Raw genomic sequence first — 19,279 nt, 5'->3', positions numbered from 1 at the left:
TTTAAGTTAATGACTAGAAGCGTTAAAAGCAAGAAAAAGCCAAGCTGTTTTCTTAGAAAAAAGCTTGGCTTTAGTATTATTGACCTAGCAAATTGCTAAATCTGATTGATAAAAGTTAACCGTGCTTAATTAAGCCGTACTCTTTATCTAATATCGCTATAACCTCACTACGAGGATCAGCTGGAATCGTAATTTCTTGCCCAATTATTTTGCTGGCAATGCCAACATAAGTATTAGACACTTCAAGCATCACAGATTCTGGCAATGCGTAATCTTTTGCTAACTGCTCGCGCTCATCCATGCGGTCTTTATTTAATAACACGTCGCTGTCTGGCACGTTATTAATTAATAACTGACGGAAACCCTCTTTTGAGTTTTCAATAATTTTACCGTCACGATAAGCAGGGCCATCCCAAATGCGTGATGAATCAGGTGTACCCACTTCATCGATGTAAATAAGCTTATCTGAGCCATCAATGTCTTCAACATAACCAAATTCAAACTTAGTATCGACAAAGATTTGGTCTAGCTGTGCAAGTTCATCACTGATCAGCTTAAAGCCCTCAACAAGTAATTGCTCGTATTTAGCAACATCGTCTTCAGACTTAAAGTTAAAAACAGCTAAGTTATTCGTGATGTTTTCACGCGTGATATTCACATCATCAACTTCTGGAATGTCAGCAACACCGCGGATAATACCTTTGGTTGATGGCGTAATTAACACTTCTTCTAGCTTCTGGTTCGCGGCTAAGCCCTCAGGTAAATCAATACCACAGAAATTACGCGTACCTTTAGCGTAATCACGCCACATGCTACCCGTAATATACTGACGAGCAATCGCTTCTACTTTAACCGTACTCGCTTTACGGACAATCCACACATATGGATGAGGAATATCAACAATGTGATTACCTGCAAGGCCTGCTTTATCAAATAACTTAAACCAATGAGATGCCACTGAGTTCAGTGCAATCCCTTTACCTGGCACGCCATTTAAGCCGTTTTCACCTTGCCAAATACAATCAAACGCTGAAATGCGGTCAGAAATAACCATAATAGCCAGCTCAGTACCTTTTGGAACTTGGTACCCTTTTTCACTAATTAAACGAGCGCTGTCTTCATCAGTTAACCAATAAACTGAACGCACTTTACCACTATGAACCGCACCTTTTGTACGGATCGGTAAATCATCGTTTACGTCTAAAACTTTATAGCTAGTCATGCTATCTCCGATAGTATTTGGCATGCTCCTGTGAGCACATGTATGGGATTGGGGTTATGGCCGCCTATAATAATCCAGACGTGCTTAAAGCTCAATCATTGCCCGGTTATCTGCGCATAATCAAGAACGCTAAATACAATAAATAATTCACGATTCTGTAATTTTGCTGTCATAAGCGCGATTTCGTTATAATATTGTCTCGCAATAGGAGGTGTTCTTGGATTATTTAGCAGCTACAGCAGACAAAAAATACTTAATGTATATTTCTCAAAACTACTCTTACGCTATTTTGCGCCCTTTACAGAAAGAGATTCTAGCGCGCGGAGGCGAAGTAAAATGGTTTTTAGAGGGTGATGAAGTTAATCCTGACTTTTTGCACTCTGATGAATCTTGTCTCACTTCAATTGAATCGGTAATAGATTGGAATCCGGATATTTCTTTTATACCTGGCAATATTATTCCAAACTTTATACCCGGTAAAAAAGTAGCTGTTTTTCATGGCTTTAACTCAGGAAAGTTAAATCGAAGAGGATATGAAGATCACTTCAATATAAGAGGTTGTTTTGACTTATATTGCACTCAAGGCCCAAATACGAGTAAAAGATTTTCAGAGTTATCTAAAGCACATGGCTTTTTTATAACCAAAGAAACAGGTTGGCCAACTCTTGATCCGTTATTTTCGAAAATGGCGAACAATCCATACATAGATGAAAGCGATCAAAGGCAAACGCTTTTAATTTGTTCAACATTTTCTCGCAACCTATCTCTTGCCCCTAAATTATACGAGCAGATAAAAGCGTACAGTGAGCAAGGAAAGTGGCGTATTTTAATGCAGTTTCACCCGAAAATGCCAAGCGAGCTTGTTGCGAAATACAAAGCGCTTCAAAATGAGAATCTTACCTTTGTCGAGACCGATAATGTATTACCGCTATTACAAGCGGCAGATGTCATGCTATGTGATACCTCGTCTATTTTGTTGATGTTTATCTTACAAAGAAAGCCTGTTGTCACTTTCTGTAACCAAGCACCTGGCGAACACCTAATAGATATCACTGATGCCGATAAGCTAACTGGGGCGATAGATTATGCCTTTACACGACCAGCTGAATTAATGGAAAAAATTGAGCAGTTTTGTCAACAGCTTCACCCTTATCAAGACGGCTTATCGAGTCAACGTGTACTTGCTGCAAGCAATGAATTACTATTGAGCAATCCAGCACTTAAGCCAAAACCACGTAACTTTATTCGTAACTTTAAGATGCGCAAAAAATTAAATTACTGGCGATGGTAACAATTGATAGGTCGTTATGATCACGCTTGCAAACGTGCTATTCAAGTGGCACACAAAACAACCTGAGCCGACGATCAATATTTCTAAATTAGATATTGATCAAGGCGAACATGTTTTTCTTCATGGTCCAAGCGGCTGTGGTAAATCAACCTTATTATCACTGCTCGCTGGTGTTACTATTCCTAATCAAGGTCGTATCGAATTACTTAATAAGGCGATAAACGAGCTTAGCAACAGTCAACGTGACCGTTTTCGTGCCGACCATATAGGGTATATTTTTCAAAACTTTAATCTATTACCTTATTTATCCCCTATTGAAAACGTAACTTTGGGATGCCAGTTTTCAAAACAAAGGCAAACAAACGCATTAAAAAATAGTGCAACATTAGCAGCAGAGGCAAGCCGCTTACTCAGTGCTTTAGGGCTAAATGATTCCTTGCAACATCAAGCCGTTGCACAGCTTAGTATTGGTCAACAACAAAGAGTTGCCGCAGCGCGTGCTTTTATAGGCAGCCCTGAAATTATCATTGCTGACGAACCTACCTCAGCACTCGATACACAAAATCGCCAAGCCTTCGTAAAATTATTATTTGAGCAAGCAAGCGCGGCAAATAGCACGCTGGTGTTTGTCAGCCATGATGAAACACTACAAACATTATTTACTCGTAGTATCAGCCTTGTCGAGTTACAAGGAGGCACACATGCTACTCGTTAAACTCGCCGTGAAAAGTTTATTAAACCGTAAAGCCAGTGCCCTACTCACGTTATTTACGATAGCAATTAGCGTTATGCTACTGATGTCGATTGAGCGCGTTCGAGTCGATGCCAAAAGTAGCTTTAGCAATACAATTTCAGGCACTGATTTAATTGTTGGCGCACGTACCGGTGACATCCAACTACTGCTGTCTTCAGTATTTCGTATTGGTCATGCTAACAATGGCGTGAGCTGGAAAAGTTACCAATACATCACAGGTCAACGCGGTGTAAAATGGGCTATTCCTATGTCGCTTGGCGACAGCCACAAAGGCTTAGCTGTGCTTGGCACAAATAAAGACTATTTTGAGCACTATCGCTTTGCTAAAAAGCAACCGTTAAGCTTTTCACAAGGTCATGAATTTAATCACTTGTTTGAGGTTGTGTTAGGTGCTGAGGTTGCCAACACCTTAGGCTATCAGCTTGGCGATGAAGTGGTGATTGCACACGGCATGGGCAATACCAGCTTTCATAACCATGACGATAACCCATTTAAAGTGGTTGGTATTTTAAAAGCAACGGGGACGCCTGTTGATAAAACCCTACATATTCCACTGGCAGCAATTGATGAGATTCATGGCGGCCATGCTCATCAACATCAACCCGCTCAGGCTGATGCAAATGACCACGACCACGACCACGACCACGACCACGACCACGACCAGCATGATGATGTTGATTTAGTGGGTACACCAAAACAAATAACCGCTTTTTTACTTGGTTTTGACTCTCCGCTTTATACCTTACAAGTGCGTCGTAATATCAACCAATACAAAGATGAAGCACTGCTTGCCATTATGCCGGGCGTTACCTTGCGTGAACTTTGGGAAATGCTTTCTATCGTGGAAAAAATCTTGCTGTTATTTTCTATTGTCGTGGTACTGATCAGTTTACTTGGCATGTTAACGAGCCTGCTTTCAAGCTTAAATCAACGCCGCAGAGAGCTTGCTATTTTACGCTCTGTTGGCGCACGGCCTTGGCATATTTTCACCTTGATCAGTGTCGAATCGTTACTCATTACAGGGCTTGGCTGCATTGTTGGCACCTCATTGTTCTATGCTTTAATGCTACTCGGCGCAGATTACTTGCAAAGCCATGCCGGAATAAGCCTAAATATAGCTTTATTGTCATCCTATGAACTTATGCTCTTAGCTGCGATAATGGTCGCAGGCTTTATTGTTGGGTTAATTCCTGCAACCCGTGCGTATTTCTACTCTCTTGCTGATGGTATGAGTATTAAAATTTAAGGAATGTTATGCCGTTTTTTCGAAAACTCGTCGCTTTAGTCACATTATTTATGTGCGCTACAGCCAATGCTGGCGCACCAAAAGAAATTTTCTGGGAAGATTTAATTCCCAAAGGTCATGTGCAAATCGACACCCAAGCACAAGCAAACCATGAAGGTAGCGAGCAAAACTGGGTGCAACCAGACCTTGATGCACCTGTGGTAAAAGAGCTTGATGGAAAATCAGTGAGTTTGCCTGGTTTTGTGGTACCACTAGAAGGCGATAGCGAAGTGATCACCGAGTTTTTACTAGTGCCTTATTTTGGAGCGTGTATTCACGTACCACCACCGCCACCAAACCAAATTGTGCATGTTACTATTAAAGGCGGTGTGCCAATCGAAAGCCTGTACGATGCGATCGTAGTGACAGGCGTTATCAGCACAGAAACCTGGTCTGGTGAAATTGCTCAAGTAGGCTACAAGATGAAAGCCGTTGGCGTAGCACCATTTGAGTTATAAGTTTTTAAAGAGCATGCTTTTGCATGCTCTTTAAATTAATCCACTACTTTTTCTAATTCCTGTTCGCTCAATTCATACCAATTCGCTTAATTAAGTGATCTATTTTGAGGCAATTAAACCTCGTTGATAGCAAGGCAAAAATTTCGTTATTTAGTTGTTCTAAATCAGAAATTTTTAACGTAGATAGCGACAGGTTTAATCCCTCAAAATGATTAAGTATTATTGCGGATTGGTATCATACCATCCGCCACCAAGGGCTTTATAGAGTGTTGCTAAGCTTTGCAGACGGTCATTCTTTGCCTGCGATAACGCTATTTCTGCCGAAAATAACTGCCGCTGGGCATCCATTAAGTCAAGTGAACTGGCAACACCATTGCTATACCTAAGTCGTGCTAAGCGGTAGTAATCTTGACTACTGAGCACCAAGCTTCTTTGCGCATCATAGCTTTGCTCTGCCGACTGGTAGTTCGATAACTGATTGCTCACTTCTTGCAGTGCCACCAGCACTGTTTTTTGGTATTTGATACTTGCCTGATAAGCCCGTTGTTCCGCAACCGTTAAATTTGCCTGATTGCGGCCCATATTAAATATTGGCATTAACAGCTCTGAGCCCAGCAACCAAACCTGCGAATTACTGGCAAGCAAATCACTAAAATCAGTACTTTCACTACCAAGCTCAGCATACAAATTAAGTTTTGGAAATAACGCCGCTTTTGCGACCCCAATCTCAGCCATTGCTGCTTGCCATTGATACATGGCTTGTTGCACATCTGGCCTACGCTTTAACAGTTCGCTAGGTAACCCTGTTGGTAGTTGCTTAGGAAGGGTTTGCACAGATAACTCATTACCCCCTTGCACATCAGCATTAGCATCACCAATTAAAAACTTTAACTGATTAATAATCCGCCTTTCACTGTGCTGTAATGGCGGGATCTTCACCTTTGCTGATTCTAACTCTACTTCAGCTTGGCGTTGTTCTAACCCTGAAATAATACCGCCTTTTTTACGAATACGCGCAATTTCAAGCTCTTTCTCACGAAGCTTAATTGTACTCAGGCTAATTTTTAATTGCTCTTCTACTTCTTTAAGAGCAAAAAACTGCTGTGCAACATCAGCAATCAAGGCGAGCTGCAACGCATTGCGAGCTTGCTCTTGGCTATAATAATTTGCCAGTGCGGCTTCGCTTGCGCGCCGATTACTGCCAAATAAGTCTAGCTCCCAACTTAAGTAACCTTTTAAATCAAATGAGTTTTCAGGGCTACTATTAAGCTCTTCTTCTCGTTCTGAAGTAAGCCCTACGCTTACATCAGGCCATAAAGCGGCATCGGTAATCCGATATCGAGCTCGCGCTTCGATAATTTTCGATTGCGCAATTAACATATCTTGATTATTGACCAGCGCTTGGCTAATCAGTTTTTGCAAATGTGGGTCGCTATATATTTGCTTCCAGCCAGCTAAAGCTTCAGACTGTGGCGTTGCTGCGGCCCCCATAAAGTTAGTGACTTTGCTATGCTCAGGCACTTCAAAATCAGGGCCAACAGCACAGCCTTGTAAGCAAGCAAAACAAAACAATGGCAACAATTTATGCATCAACTTGCTCCTTTGCTAACACTTTAGAGGCGGGTGCTTGCTGTTTTTTCACAAAGCGTGCCGCGGTAATAAAAAACAACGGCACTAATATGATGCCAATAGAGCTTGCCAGTAACATCCCCCCTAAAATAGGCATAGAAACCGACTGCCGACCAACTGCTCCGGGGCCAGATGCAAGTACTAACGGCAAAACGCCAAGCACAAAAGAGGCTGCGGTCATTAAGATGGGTCGAAAACGAGAACGGGCGGCTTCTATTGCAGCATCAACGGCATTCATACCTTCTTGATAAAGCTGATTAGCCACTTCAACAATCAATATAGAGTTTTTCGCTGCAAGGCCTATCAAGGCAATAAACGCGACTTGAAAAAATAAGTTGTTTTCATGCCCTGTCACCAAGGTCAATATAGAGGCCCCTAACATGGCAATAGGGCTGATAAGCAATACTGCAAATGGTAATGCCCAACTTTCATAAAGCGCTGCTAAAAACAAAAAAACAAACACAATCGCCAAACTCACCGCAATACCTAGTTGACCCGATGAGCGAATTTCTTGATAAGTTAATCCCGTCCATTCATAGCCAAGGTTAGGCGGTAGTTTTGCCATTTCTTCTTTAATTACGTTAATTACGTCACCCGATGCATAGCCAGTAGCTGGTGACACATTCACCATGGCACTGGTAAACATATTAAAGCGATTTATCGCAGACGGACCGGTTGTTAGATTAAGCTTAGCAAGCACATTTGATGGCACCATAGCGCCATTTTTAGAACGCACATAAAATTCGTTGAGGTTTTCTGGGCGTGCCCTAAATTCATCTTCAGCCTGAACTTTAACCCGATAAACGCGGCCAAATAAGTTAAAGTCGTTAATTGTTGATGAGCCAGTAAGCACTTTCATTGTGCTGTAGACATCGGCAATCGGCACCTCTAATGCCATGGCTTTTTCTCTATCTAACTCTAAAAACAGCTGAGGTACTGAGCCACGCAGTGAGCTACTTGCTTTAGCAACTTCAGGGCGGTTATTTAAACTTGCCAGTAAAACCTCAAGCGATTCAACTAGGCTTGTTAAGTTGCCTCCTGTTTTTTCTTGTAGTGCAAACTCAACGCCAGAGCCCGAACCAAGCCCTGCCACAGCTGATGGTTGAAACACATTAAACTCAGCATCGGGAATGGCATACAGCTGCTTACGTATATCATTCATCACACTTGTGACCGTAAATCCTTGCTCCGCACGCACTTGCCAAGGTTGTAAAATCACCTCCATTTGACCATGCGATTGCGCACTACCAGCACGGCGGTTTTCACCCGCTAGAGTGAATGAATAAGCCACCCCCGCATGGCTCATAACAAATTGGTTTGCTTTGCTTATTACTTCATTGGTACGTGAAACCGTTGCCGCATCTGGCAAGGTAATATCAACAAAAAAGCGCCCTTGATCTTCTTGCGGCATAAAGCTGCTTGGTAGTTGGCTAAACATAAAATAGCCTCCTACTAACATAATAAAAAAGGCAATGTAGCTGCGCTTTGCTTTTGCACAGCTAGCCTTTACAAGCCAGGTGTATTTTTCGCCAATACCTTCAAGCCAGCTATTAAACTTAACAAAAACCTTATTCTTTGAGGGGGTACTAGGTTTTAAGAAAATCGCACATAAAGCGGGGCTCAAGGTCAAAGCAACTAAGGTTGATATGAGCACGGCAACGGTAATTGAAATCGCAAATTCACGGTACATAATGCCCGTAATACCGGCTAAAAACGACACCGGCACAAACACTGCCGCAAGTACTAAAGACGTTGCTACTATGGCACCTGAAAGCTCTGTCATGGCTTGTTTAGTGGCAGCAACTACCTCCATATTTTGCTCATTGATCAGTCGCTCAACACTTTCGACCACCACAATCGCATCATCAACGACGATACCGATTGCCAAAACCATAGCCAATAAACTGACATTGTTGATGGTAAAACCAAATGCAGCCAAGGCGATAAAAGTACCAATTATCGACACCGGCACAGCTAAAGCAGGTATCAAGGTCGTTCGCCAATTTTGCAAAAATAAGTACACCACTAAAATCACTAAAACTAGTGCTTGAATAAGGGTATTGATCACCTCATTAATCGACAGCTTGATGAACTCAGAGGCATCATAAAAAAGCTGCCATTTCACTCCCTTCGGAAAAGCCGCGCTCAAGCGCTCCATCTCTGCCTTAACACGCTCAGTAACCGCTAATGCATTAGAGCCTGGCAACATATAAACCTGTAAAATAGTCGCTGGTTGTTCATTGAGTTTTGAGTTTAAGGTATACGCAGAGGAAGCCAGCTCAACCCTTGCGACATCCCGCAAGCGAATCATCGAGCCATCACTATTAACTCGCAGCATAATATTATTAAACTCATCAACCTTATTAAGCCTTCCTTGCGCTCGTACCGGAAAGTTAAGTTTAATGGCATCTTTCATAGGTTGTGCACCTATCTCACCGGCAGCGGCCTCTTTGTTTTGTGCTTTGATTGCTGCACTCACATCATTCACGGTTAATTCATAGCCCGCTAAAATGTCAGGTTTTAACAAGACCCGCATAGCATAAGAGCGCGAGCCGGTATTACGAACTCGCCCAACCCCCGGTACGCGCTTTAAAGCCGCTTCAACATTAATGCTGGCATAGTTACTCAAGTAGATTTCGTCATAGCGAGGGTCATCAGATGTCAGCGCTAGCTTCAAAAGCTCGACTGAGCTTTCATTAGACACTGTCACCCCTTCAGTTTGCACATCAACAGGTAAATTACTGCCAGCTTGGCTTGCAGTATTTTGCACATCTACAAGGGCGAGATCAGGGTCGGTACCAACATCAAAGGTAAGTGTGATCCCAACACTCCCCGAGTTAGTGGCCTTTGACTCCATATACAACATGTTTGGCGTGCCATTTAATTCTTGTTCAAGTGGAATAGCTACAGATTCAGATGCGGTTTCGGCGGTTGCTCCCGGAAATGAAGCCGACACTTTAACCGATGGCGGAGCGATATCGGGGTATTGATCAATTGGCAAAGTAAAAAGCGAGACCAAGCCAGTGAGTAAAATAACTAGCGAAATAACGATGGCAAACACCGGGCGCTTAATAAAAAAATGCGAAAACATAATTAAACTCCCTGCGCTTTATTTTTATCTTCCTGTTTTGCAGGTTTATCTGGGGCGAGTAGTTGATGATCGGCGTTTGGGGTTAGTTGATGCTTTTCAAACTCCTCGAGTGAAATCGCTTTCACTTGTTGGCCATGACGAATACGATGCAAGCCTTTAACCACGACTAGTTCACCCGCACTCAAGCCACCACTGACCACAATACCTTGCTCACCATAATGCTCAACAACAATAAAGCGCCGCTCTATCACACCTGAATCAAGCACCACCATCACATAAATACCACCCTGTTCAACTTGTGTAGCTTCCTCAGGGACGACAATGGCGTTACTGATCTACGACAACTTTATGCGCGCTTTAGTATATTGGCCTGGTAATAACTCACTGTCGGGATTGGGTAATTGTGCCCGTACTTTAAAGGTGCCTGTTTTCGGGCTAATCTTAGGGTCAGTAAAGCTCACATCACCCCAGTAGCGATATTCGCTGCCATCTGGCAAAGAAATACGCACGAATCCTTCAAGCGCTTTACCTTTTTGTTCGGCTTGTAGCTGATCCATCAAACTACTCATACGGCGTTTTGCGTTTAAGTAATCCAGTGCCGACATATTAAAATTAACGTAGATAGGATCTATTTGCTGAATAGTGGTTAGCAAAGAAATACCGTTAGTGCCGACTAGCGCACCTAAATCAGCTTCAGAGCTACCTACCATGCCACTAATTGGCGCTGTAATGCGGGTATATTCGAGTTCGAGCTTCGTTTCTTCAAGCTCTGCTTGGGTTGCTGATAATGACGCTTGCGCTTGCTCTTGAATAGAAATAGCGTTGTCGTAGTCGAGCTGGCTTGCTGCATCTTGCTCGTAAAGGGGTTTTAAACGAGTTACATCCCGTTTGGCTTTAGCCAACGCTGCTTGGTCTTTTTGCAGTGCCGCTTTAACGCGATTAAGCTTGGCTCGGTAAGGTCTATCGTCAATGGTATAGAGTAAATCCCCTTCATCAACCCAGCTTCCTTCGACAAACTCAACACTTTCTACAAAGCCTGTGATCCGCGCGCGTACTTCAACATCCAGCGACGCATCTGTGCGTGCCACGTAGTTTCCGTATAAAGGCACATCAAACTGTTTGACCTTAGCAGTAACAACTTCTTCAATTACCTCGTTTGGTTGCTCTTTTGAGCAACCAACAAGCACCATTACCAACACATATCCTATGAGGTATTTGTTTAATAGCATACAACCTTCTCATTCCTTAAGCCTGTCTCTATCTTGCTATCTGTTGCAATACTACATAGATGAGGGATTCGTTGTTATTTTTGACAATTAGAGCAGTACACTGTGCTTCTTTGTCCTAATCTAATTTCTTTTAATGGCTCCTCGCAATTAACACATGGCTCACCTTTGCGGCCATACACCAGTAATTGCTGGGCAAAATAACCTGGCTTACCATCACTTTGAGCAAAATCTTTTAACGTTGTGCCGCCTTGCGTGATGGCTGCAGCGAGTGTCTCTTTAATAATAGGCACTAATTGCTGATAACGCTGCAAAGAAACCTTGCCAGCTTCTCTCTTTGGATGGATCCCCGCTTTAAATAACGATTCGTTAGCGTAGATATTACCTACACCAACTACCACCGCGTTATCCATAATAAACTGTTTAATGGGTACTTTTTTGTTTCTCGACTGTTCGTAAACACGCTGTGCCACAAACTCATCTGTTAATGGCTCTGGCCCAAGCTTGCTCAGCAAATTATGACATTCACCTGGCGCTTGCCATAAACAAGCACCAAAGCGACGAGCATCGTTAAGCCGCAACGCTTTACCTGAAGCTAAAATAAATTCGATATGGTCGTGCTTTTTTAATGGCTCATCAGCGCTCACAACTCGTAAGTTGCCCGACATTCCTAAGTGCAAAATAACACTACCCAGCTCACAGCCGAGTAGTAAATATTTTGCTCTGCGCTCAATTGATGTCACTTTAAGGCCTTGTAATTGATAGACATCATCCGGCACTGGCCAACGCATGCTCGCATTGTGAATATTTACTTTAGCAACAGTTTGACCCAGCACATGTGGGGTGATCCCCAACCGACTCACTTCAACTTCAGGTAATTCAGGCATCTGAGACTCTCTTAAAACGGGTATAACGGAAATAACTTAGCGGCATCAGCTTGCTCAAGCACAAACACCCGCTGTAACCGCTTATCTAATAAATAATATTTACTATCTATATGGTACAACTGATAAACAGCAGGCAATTGCTCCCCGGCTAACCACACAGAAGCAACATAATCTGCTGACGACTGAGAAATTTGACTAACAGGAATACTGGCAATAGTGAGTTTTTGATGTTGCCAAAGCTCAACGAGTTGTTCGAGCTGTTGTTCATCGCCTTGCCAAGAGGCTTTTTGCAATGACTGGCTACGCCAAGAGGTGCCGATACGCTCAATTTTTAATTCTGGAAATGCCATCGCCAAAATGAAGCTTTGCTCTGGGAGTAACGCTTGCACTCCTTCTTCAACGGGCTGAGTATTGAGCTTTTTATGGAGGCCATTGAAGAAAAAAATCATCAGTAGCATCGAAATAATCACCACATTATTCCATGCTTTTCGGCTCAAACGCATCAGTATCTTCCTCAGTTTTCAATATCTTAAAGTGTAACCAAAAAGGACATTAATTGGCAGTTGTAATTGATCAACAAAATTTCATGTCTGTTATGTATCAATCTGTCGATACTTTGCTAAAATATCCGCCAAATTTAAAGGAGTTCCGTCAATGTCAATGTATGTAGTGGGTCATAAGATCCCTGATTCAGATTCAATTTGCGGTGCAATTGCGCTTGCTTACTTAAAAAACCAAATCAATGAACCTGCGATCCCAACGCGTTTAGGTGAAGTATCACCTGAAACACAATTTATCCTAGATAAATTCGGTTTCGAAGCACCTGAGCTAAAACTTAGCTACGCAGGCGAAGACGTTTATATCGTTGACCACACAGAAAAAACACAAGCACCTGATGACATCGATGAAGCACGTGTTGTAGGTGTTGTTGATCACCACAAATTAGGCGACTTAACATCGTCAACACCACTTGAATGTTGGATCCGCCCAGTGGGTTGTTCAAACACCATCATCAAAATGATGTATGACTTCTACAATGTAGAAATTCCAAAAGATATCGCAGGCATAATGTTATGCGCTATCCTAAGCGACACTGTGATCTTTAAATCACCAACTTGCACAACGGCTGATATCAAGTGTGTTGAAGCACTTGCTGAAATCGCTGGTATTGAAGATTTCAAAGAACTTGGCATGGAAATGTTCAAGGTTAAATCAGCAGTTGAAGGCACGCCAGCACGCGATTTAGTAATGCGTGATTTCAAAGACTTCAATATGAACGGTAAGCTAGTAGGTATTGGCCAGCTAGAAGTTATCGACCTTGCTGTATTTGATGAAATCAAAGCAGATCTTGAAGCAGACATCGCAAAGCTTAAAGAAGAAGGCGGCCGCCACTCAGTATTACTCCTGTTAACTGATATCATGAAAGAAGGCTCAGAAATGCTAATTGCGTCTGATGACGTAGCAGTAATCGAAGCTGCTTATGATGTTAAATCAGAAGACGGTCGCGTTTGGTTAGATGGTGTATTAAGCCGTAAGAAGCAAGTAGTACCACCACTACAAGACGCTTTCGCAAAAATCTAATTTGCAAAAGACTGTTTAGATTATCTATACAGCTTATTCCTTAATGTCAAAGGTTCGCTTGTGTGAACTTGAGCGCATTTAGCGAAATAAAGTACAATGGATAAATTAAAGGCTTGGGTTAGCAATAGTCCAAGCCTATTTATTTTTTATTAGAGACAGATCATGGCGCAAACTCGCGGAAATTTATTTATCTTATCGGCTCCTTCTGGTGCAGGAAAATCAAGTCTTATAAGTGCTTTACTCAAAAAACACAACGATATGAAAGTGTCAGTATCACACACGACTCGTTCACCTCGACCAGGTGAAGAAAACGGTGTTCATTATCATTTTGTTTCTGTTGAAGCGTTTAAAGCATTGATCGAGAAAAATGACTTTTTTGAATGGGCGCAAGTTTTTGATAATTACTACGGTACTTCTAAACAAGCAATCGAGAGTCAGTTAGACGCTGGAATCGACGTATTTTTAGATATTGACTGGCAAGGTGCTCAGCAAATTCGTAAATTAGTTAATGATGTTGAGACTATCTTTATTCTTCCGCCGTCAAAAGAAGAACTTGAATCACGTTTAAATAATCGTGGTCAAGATTCACAAGAAGTAATTGCCGGACGGATGGCAAAAGCACAATCTGAAACTTCCCACTACAATGAATATGATTACGTTGTTGTAAACGATGACTTTGAAACTGCACTTTCAGAAATCGAAACGATCGTGATGGCTAAACGTTTATCGTTAAAAAGCCAAACTGTGCGCCATCAGGCGCTATTAGAGAACTTACTTAAATAATACTTTTTTAAGAATAAGATAAAAATTAACCACAAGCTATTGGCGAATTTAACTTGGTACAGTAAACTACGCCTTTGCTTAAGAATTTATTTGGAGTGCTAAGATGGCTCGCGTAACTGTTGAAGATGCAGTAGATGCAATTGGTAATCGTTTTGACTTAATTTTAGTTGCGGCTCGTCGTGCCCGCCAAATCGCGGTTGGTGGTAAAGATCCACTCGTTGATGCTGAAAATGATAAACCTACTGTAATTGCTCTACGTGAAATTGAGAAAGGGTTAGTAAATAGCTCGTCTATGGACCTGATCGACCGTGAAGAGCAACAACATCAAGAAGCAGCAGAAATGGCTGCTGTTGCTGCTATCGTTGGTGGCAACCAATAATCAAGCGCCCTGCTTTGATTTAGCTTAACGGCTAGTATTTCAACACTAGCCGTTGGCAAGCCCTTCTTTTCATCGTATATTCTATTCATACCGTTACCGATTTACTTCATTTGCGCATTGGAGTGTGACTTTGTATCTATTCGAAGGCCTAAAAAAGAAAATAACCGAATATTTGCCACCTGCTGAAATAGAGCTGGTTCAAAAAGCATACGTGGTCGCCCGTGAAGCTCACGAAGGCCAAACTCGCTCAAGCGGCGAGCCTTACATCACTCATCCAGTTGAAGTTACACAAATACTTGCCGGCATGCACTTAGACCATGAAACACTCATGGCAGCTTTGATGCATGATGTGATTGAAGATACCGATTTTAGCCAGCAAGACTTAGCAGAAATTTTTGGCGAGACCGTTGCTGAGCTTGTTGAAGGAGTGAGTAAGCTAGATAAACTCAGCTTTAAAGATAAAAAAGAATTTCAGGCTGAAAATTATCGAAAAATGATCATGGCGATGACCCAAGATATTCGCGTGATCTTAATTAAACTTGCTGACCGAACTCACAACATGCGCACCTTAGGCGCACTTCGCCCAGACAAACGCCGTCGTATTGCCCGTGAAACTCTCGAAATTTATGCCCCGATAGCCAATCGCTTAGGTATCCATGATATTAAAAACGAATTGGAAGATTTAGGTTTTCAAGCGTTATACCCAATGCGTCATCGCGCTTTGAAATCAGAGGTTATCAAAGCCCGTGGAAACCGAAAAGAAGTCATTAGTAATATTAAAACAGAAATAGAAGCACGCTTAGAAGAATCAGGTATCGACGCCACCATTTCTGGCCGAGAAAAGCATCTATATAGCATTTACAAGAAGATGCTAAATAAAGAGCTGTCATTTAACGAAGTGATGGATATTTACGCGTTTCGGATCAATGTCGATAACATGGATACCTGTTACCGCGTACTAGGTGTGGCACATAACCTTTATAAGCCAATTGAAACCCGCTTTAAAGATTATATAGCGGTTCCTAAAACCAACGGTTACCAATCTTTACATACCTCTTTGGTTGGCCCGCATGGTATTCCTGTTGAGATTCAAATTCGCACTCACGATATGGATCATATGGCAGACAAAGGGGTAGCTGCACATTGGATGTATAAAAAAGCCGGTGATAACGCAGGACATACTGCGCAACAACGCGCTCGCCAATGGATGCAAAGCTTACTTGAACTGCAACAAAGTGCTGGTTCATCATTTGAATTTGTAGAAAACGTTAAAACTGAACTCTTCCCAGAGGAAATTTATGTTTTCACGCCAGATGGCCGTATCGTTGAGCTCCCAATGGGAGCAACCGCTGTTGACTTTGCATATGCAGTACATACAGACGTAGGTAATACCTGTGTGGGTGCAAGAGTAAACCGTAAGCCTCACCCTTTGAGCAAACCTCTCGATACAGGGCAAACTGTTGAGGTAATCACCAGCTCTGGCGCGCACCCAAATGCGACGTGGCTAAACTTTGTTGTAACTGGTAAAGCACGTTTAGGTATACGTAACTATCTGAAAAGCCAACAACATGAAGAAGCGATGTTGCTTGGTCGCCGTTTATTAGATTCTGCACTTGGTGAGTCAAAATTAGATGACATCCCAGATGAAAATATCCGTCGAGTATTACAAGAACATAATCTAAATACTTTACTTGAATTACTCGTAGAGATTGGTTCAGGTAATCTTATGAGCGTATTAATTGCTAAACGCTTGATGCAAGACGATGTTGAAGATATAAACGACATCGCCAAAAAAGCCAAAGCAACAATCATAGGCACAGAAGGCATGTTAGTTAACTATTCTAAATGCTGCCGTCCCGTACCAGGTGATGCCATCACAGCTCATATCAGCCAAGGTAAAGGTCTGACTGTCCACCGCCAAGAATGTAAGAACATTCGAGGCTGGGAAAAAGAACGCTCAAAATACTTAGTTGTAAAATGGGACGATAACCCAGAAAAAGAATATATAGCCGCTCTGCGTATTGAGATCATCAATCATCAGGGTGCGCTGGCTAAATTAACCAATGTTGTAGCCTCAACCCAAGCTAACATAGTTGAGATAGCCACCGATGAAAAAGAAAGCAATTTATACATGATAGACCTAGGTATCACGGTTAAAAACCGTGTTCACGTTGCCAACATTATGCGCCGCATTCGCGTGATGCCTGATGTGCAAAGAGTCTATCGTAAAAAGTAACAAGGATAATTATGAACAAATCATTTATTTCTACTGATAATGCGCCTGCAGCAATCGGTACTTACAGCCAAGCAGTTAAAGTAGGCACGGCTGTTTATTTATCAGGTCAAATTCCATTAGTGCCAGAAACAATGGAAGTGATCTCAGAAGACTTTACTGAACAAACGCACCAAGTATTCAAAAATTTATCTGCTGTTTGCCAAGCTGCTGGCGGTCAAATTCAAGATATGGTGAAAGTAAATATCTTCTTAACTGACTTATCAAACTTTGCGATTGTTAACGAAGTTATGAGTCAATACTTCAAGCAGCCTTACCCTGCACGCGCTGCAATTGGTATTAGCGCTTTACCAAAAGGTGTGCAAATTGAGATTGACGGTATCATGGAGCTGCCTTCAACAAACTAATCAGCTATGCCAGCAGCTATTTGTTGCTGGCACTTTTATTGACAAATTTCTATTTTACCTCATCCGAAATTCTTGACTCACCAACGATTCTCTAGCAATCTGTATAGTAAAGGTATTCAGATCACCTCAAAATGTCATAGTTTGCATTTTAAATAGGCTTAATATCAACGAATTACTTTGCCTTTGTTGGCAATTTATTTGAAGAAGTACTACCGATAAACATTAGGCTCAAAGAAATGTTCAAACGATTGGTTTAAAAGCGATTTATATTGCGTTATTGATTTTTACCATTATGTGAATCAAAACCTTATTTGAAGCGCTTGAATACCAATTAGAAGCTAAATTTTTGAGATGGTTTGGGTTTACTAAGTAACCCTTTCACTATTGTTGTATAAAAGGATCTCCACGTGTTTAAGCTCGCTCACAATGGCAACGTTTTATTAGATGTTCATGAACATTCGCCACCAAGTGCTGCATTTATCATCGAAGCACTTGAGAAATCACCTTATAGTGAGTGCCGAGTTGATCACGACTCTATTAATAACTTTTTTAAAAGTGAATCGAATGAGCGTACGCTCGTTGTTGCCTCTAAACATGATGCAACTCTAGAAGTAAAAATAAGTGATGACAAAATGCAGGCGATAGGCGAATTAACAGTCGCTGAAGGCGGCAAAGTTATGAGCTTAGAAGACGCCAAAAAAGAGCTAATAAAAGCAGGTGTAGCACGAGGTTACAAACAGGCATTTTTAGAAAAGTTATTACAACAGCAATTTGAATTACCAGCAGGCACCAAAACAGAAGGTGTTTTAGCAAAAGGCCGTCTTCCAATTGATGGTCAGCCATCCAAGTTTGTGCCACAAGTCGAAACACTAAAAGATCGCCTAAAAAAACCAAAACTTCGCGAAGATGGCACTGTTGACATGCGTGATTTTGGTAAATTAGCTAGCGTTGAGCCCGGCGTGCTGTTGATTAAGCAAATTCCAGCGACTCCAGGAAAAGAAGGCTTTACTGTAACAGGCGATGTACTTCCCGCCAAACCGGGAGAGAGCCTCACTTTGGTCGCAGGTGAAGGCACCGAAATCTCTAAAAACAACCCACTAGAACTTATTTCTGTCATTGCAGGTGTGCCGGTTGAGATCGCCAACGGAATGCGCGTAGATGATATTTTTACTATCGCCGATGTAAACGTAAAAAGTGGTCACGTAGACTTTGAAGGTAGCGTCATTGTTACTCACAACGTTGAACCGGGCATGCGTATTAACGCCAAAGGCGACATTACCGTAATGGGCACCGTTGAGTCAGGTAACTTATCCGCCGCTGGCAACATCACAATAAAGCAAGGCGTCATTGGCCATCAGCTAGAAGATAAAAGTCTTTCCTGTAATATTATTTGCCAAGGTGATATTCACTTATCTCATGGCCAATATTGCTACTTAGAAGCGAATAATATCCTTATTGAACGTCAATCTAGCCACTGTGTCATGAAGGCCACTAAGCTGTTACAAGTTGGTCAAGAAGATAACCCACAGGGCAAACTGTTTGGCGGTGAGATTTTAGATGCACAAATGGTTATTGCTGGTGAAATTGGCAATGAATCTGGCGCAAAAATGTTAATAAACTTAGCAGCATCAGGTGCCGACGTCACCGCACAAACAGATCAATGCCTAAAGGATCTTGCGCAGACAGACTCACAACTCGACACTCTTCAAGAAGCAATAGAAAAAGCGGATCAAGTAAAAGATGTTGAGAAGAAAAAACTATTACTCGCTAAAATAGGTGCCACACAAATGCATTACTGTGAGCAAGCTGAAATGTTAGAAAAAAAACTATCAACGCTTGAGAACCACCTACATGACTTACTTGAAGACGCAAAGCTCATTGTTAATAAAACACTGCACTCTGGTGTAGAAATTCATATTTTCGACAAAGTATTGCGTACAAACCGCCAATACCCACCGTGTAAGGTCAAGCTTGAAGAAAACAAGGTTGAGGTAGAGTTCAAAACCAGTTGATAAAAAAGAGGCTTAAAGCCTCTTTTTACCAGGGTCATTAA

The 19,279-nt window shown here is 41.9% G+C and carries 17 protein-coding genes; 10 read left to right on the top strand and 7 right to left on the bottom strand.

All coding sequences use genetic code 11. The annotated features are described in order from the left end of the window. Positions 1–115: 115 nt before the first annotated feature. A complete protein-coding gene (locus tag L1267_RS04835; RefSeq protein ID WP_235382237.1) occupies positions 116–1,222 on the bottom strand; it encodes a phosphoribosylaminoimidazolesuccinocarboxamide synthase in 1,107 nt (368 codons plus the stop codon). 217 nt (positions 1,223–1,439) lie between these two features. Here L1267_RS04835 and L1267_RS04830 point away from each other — a divergent pair, with 217 nt between their 5' ends. From L1267_RS04830 to L1267_RS04815, 4 genes are read left to right on the top strand one after another with little or no spacing between them, the layout of a single operon-like run. Continuing rightward, the gene (locus tag L1267_RS04830) at positions 1,440–2,513 is read left to right on the top strand and encodes a CDP-glycerol glycerophosphotransferase family protein (RefSeq protein ID WP_235382236.1); all 1,074 of its coding nucleotides are present in this window, start codon (positions 1,440–1,442) and stop codon (positions 2,511–2,513) included. A gap of 16 nt (positions 2,514–2,529) precedes the next feature. Continuing rightward, entirely contained in the window at positions 2,530–3,228 is a 699-nt protein-coding gene (locus L1267_RS04825) for an ABC transporter ATP-binding protein (protein ID WP_138557027.1), read from the top strand. Next, complete coding sequence (locus tag L1267_RS04820) at positions 3,215–4,513, top strand: ABC transporter permease (protein ID WP_235382235.1); 1,299 nt, start codon at positions 3,215–3,217, stop codon at positions 4,511–4,513. Before L1267_RS04825 ends, L1267_RS04820 begins: the two co-directional genes overlap by 14 nt. A gap of 8 nt (positions 4,514–4,521) precedes the next feature. Beyond that, positions 4,522–5,010: a DUF3299 domain-containing protein gene (locus L1267_RS04815; protein ID WP_235382234.1), complete on the top strand. Its 489-nt coding sequence runs from the start codon at positions 4,522–4,524 to the stop codon at positions 5,008–5,010. A gap of 219 nt (positions 5,011–5,229) precedes the next feature. Here the strand turns inward: L1267_RS04815 and L1267_RS04810 are convergent, their stop codons facing one another. From L1267_RS04810 to L1267_RS04785, 6 genes are all read right to left on the bottom strand, one after another. Beyond that, positions 5,230–6,600, bottom strand: a complete 1,371-nt coding sequence (locus L1267_RS04810) for an efflux transporter outer membrane subunit (protein WP_235382233.1) — start codon at positions 6,598–6,600, stop codon at positions 5,230–5,232. Next, complete coding sequence (locus tag L1267_RS04805; RefSeq protein ID WP_235382232.1) at positions 6,593–9,730, bottom strand: efflux RND transporter permease subunit; 3,138 nt, start codon at positions 9,728–9,730, stop codon at positions 6,593–6,595. Before L1267_RS04805 ends, L1267_RS04810 begins: the two co-directional genes overlap by 8 nt. 2 nt (positions 9,731–9,732) lie before the next feature. Then, positions 9,733–10,005 carry a hypothetical protein gene (locus L1267_RS04800; protein WP_235382231.1) on the bottom strand — a complete coding sequence of 91 codons (273 nt, stop codon included), beginning with the start codon at positions 10,003–10,005 and terminating at the stop codon, positions 9,733–9,735. Positions 10,006–10,065: 60 nt separating this feature from the next. After that, positions 10,066–10,959, bottom strand: a complete 894-nt coding sequence (locus L1267_RS04795; RefSeq protein WP_235382230.1) for an efflux RND transporter periplasmic adaptor subunit — start codon at positions 10,957–10,959, stop codon at positions 10,066–10,068. A 74-nt stretch (positions 10,960–11,033) separates the two neighbouring features. After that, complete coding sequence (gene mutM / locus L1267_RS04790) at positions 11,034–11,843, bottom strand: bifunctional DNA-formamidopyrimidine glycosylase/DNA-(apurinic or apyrimidinic site) lyase (protein WP_235382229.1); 810 nt, start codon at positions 11,841–11,843, stop codon at positions 11,034–11,036. An 11-nt stretch (positions 11,844–11,854) separates the two neighbouring features. Then, positions 11,855–12,346 (bottom strand): hypothetical protein, encoded by a 492-nt coding sequence (locus L1267_RS04785; protein WP_235382228.1) that lies wholly within the window; start codon positions 12,344–12,346, stop codon positions 11,855–11,857. A gap of 151 nt (positions 12,347–12,497) precedes the next feature. Between L1267_RS04785 and L1267_RS04780 the strand changes: the two genes are divergently transcribed. From L1267_RS04780 to L1267_RS04755, 6 genes are all read left to right on the top strand, one after another. Continuing rightward, on the top strand, positions 12,498–13,424 hold the full coding sequence (locus L1267_RS04780) for a manganese-dependent inorganic pyrophosphatase (RefSeq protein WP_138557034.1): 927 nt from the start codon (positions 12,498–12,500) through the stop codon (positions 13,422–13,424). A 162-nt stretch (positions 13,425–13,586) separates the two neighbouring features. Beyond that, positions 13,587–14,207 (top strand): guanylate kinase, encoded by a 621-nt coding sequence (gene gmk, locus L1267_RS04775; protein WP_235382227.1) that lies wholly within the window; start codon positions 13,587–13,589, stop codon positions 14,205–14,207. 103 nt (positions 14,208–14,310) lie between these two features. Continuing rightward, positions 14,311–14,586 (top strand): DNA-directed RNA polymerase subunit omega, encoded by a 276-nt coding sequence (gene rpoZ, locus L1267_RS04770; RefSeq protein ID WP_036973056.1) that lies wholly within the window; start codon positions 14,311–14,313, stop codon positions 14,584–14,586. A gap of 130 nt (positions 14,587–14,716) precedes the next feature. Next, on the top strand, positions 14,717–16,822 hold the full coding sequence (gene spoT / locus L1267_RS04765) for a bifunctional GTP diphosphokinase/guanosine-3',5'-bis pyrophosphate 3'-pyrophosphohydrolase (RefSeq protein ID WP_135926154.1): 2,106 nt from the start codon (positions 14,717–14,719) through the stop codon (positions 16,820–16,822). Positions 16,823–16,833: 11 nt separating this feature from the next. After that, entirely contained in the window at positions 16,834–17,226 is a 393-nt protein-coding gene (locus tag L1267_RS04760; protein ID WP_135926155.1) for a RidA family protein, read from the top strand. 407 nt (positions 17,227–17,633) lie between these two features. Further along, a complete protein-coding gene (locus tag L1267_RS04755) occupies positions 17,634–19,238 on the top strand; it encodes a DUF342 domain-containing protein (RefSeq protein ID WP_138557035.1) in 1,605 nt (534 codons plus the stop codon). Positions 19,239–19,279: the final 41 nt, after the last annotated feature.

The sequence above is a fragment of the Pseudoalteromonas sp. OFAV1 genome, from assembly GCF_021532595.1.
Taxonomy (GTDB): domain Bacteria; phylum Pseudomonadota; class Gammaproteobacteria; order Enterobacterales; family Alteromonadaceae; genus Pseudoalteromonas; species Pseudoalteromonas lipolytica_C.
The sequence above is the reverse complement of the archived record's forward strand: the minus strand, read 5'-3'. Positions and strand labels throughout refer to the sequence as shown.

What these genes read in the sequence shown, in the direction of transcription:
- L1267_RS04835 (WP_235382237.1), bottom strand. Translation starts at nt 1,222, where the DNA reads ATGACTAGCTATAAAGTTTTAGACGTAAACGATGATTTACCGATCCGT.
- L1267_RS04825 (WP_138557027.1), top strand. Translation starts at nt 2,530, where the DNA reads ATGATCACGCTTGCAAACGTGCTATTCAAGTGGCACACAAAACAACCT.
- L1267_RS04820 (WP_235382235.1), top strand. Translation starts at nt 3,215, where the DNA reads ATGCTACTCGTTAAACTCGCCGTGAAAAGTTTATTAAACCGTAAAGCC.
- L1267_RS04815 (WP_235382234.1), top strand. Translation starts at nt 4,522, where the DNA reads ATGCCGTTTTTTCGAAAACTCGTCGCTTTAGTCACATTATTTATGTGC.
- L1267_RS04810 (WP_235382233.1), bottom strand. Translation starts at nt 6,600, where the DNA reads ATGCATAAATTGTTGCCATTGTTTTGTTTTGCTTGCTTACAAGGCTGT.
- L1267_RS04805 (WP_235382232.1), bottom strand. Translation starts at nt 9,730, where the DNA reads ATGTTTTCGCATTTTTTTATTAAGCGCCCGGTGTTTGCCATCGTTATT.
- L1267_RS04795 (WP_235382230.1), bottom strand. Translation starts at nt 10,959, where the DNA reads ATGCTATTAAACAAATACCTCATAGGATATGTGTTGGTAATGGTGCTT.
- mutM (WP_235382229.1), bottom strand. Translation starts at nt 11,843, where the DNA reads ATGCCTGAATTACCTGAAGTTGAAGTGAGTCGGTTGGGGATCACCCCA.
- L1267_RS04785 (WP_235382228.1), bottom strand. Translation starts at nt 12,346, where the DNA reads ATGCGTTTGAGCCGAAAAGCATGGAATAATGTGGTGATTATTTCGATG.
- L1267_RS04780 (WP_138557034.1), top strand. Translation starts at nt 12,498, where the DNA reads ATGTCAATGTATGTAGTGGGTCATAAGATCCCTGATTCAGATTCAATT.
- gmk (WP_235382227.1), top strand. Translation starts at nt 13,587, where the DNA reads ATGGCGCAAACTCGCGGAAATTTATTTATCTTATCGGCTCCTTCTGGT.
- rpoZ (WP_036973056.1), top strand. Translation starts at nt 14,311, where the DNA reads ATGGCTCGCGTAACTGTTGAAGATGCAGTAGATGCAATTGGTAATCGT.
- L1267_RS04760 (WP_135926155.1), top strand. Translation starts at nt 16,834, where the DNA reads ATGAACAAATCATTTATTTCTACTGATAATGCGCCTGCAGCAATCGGT.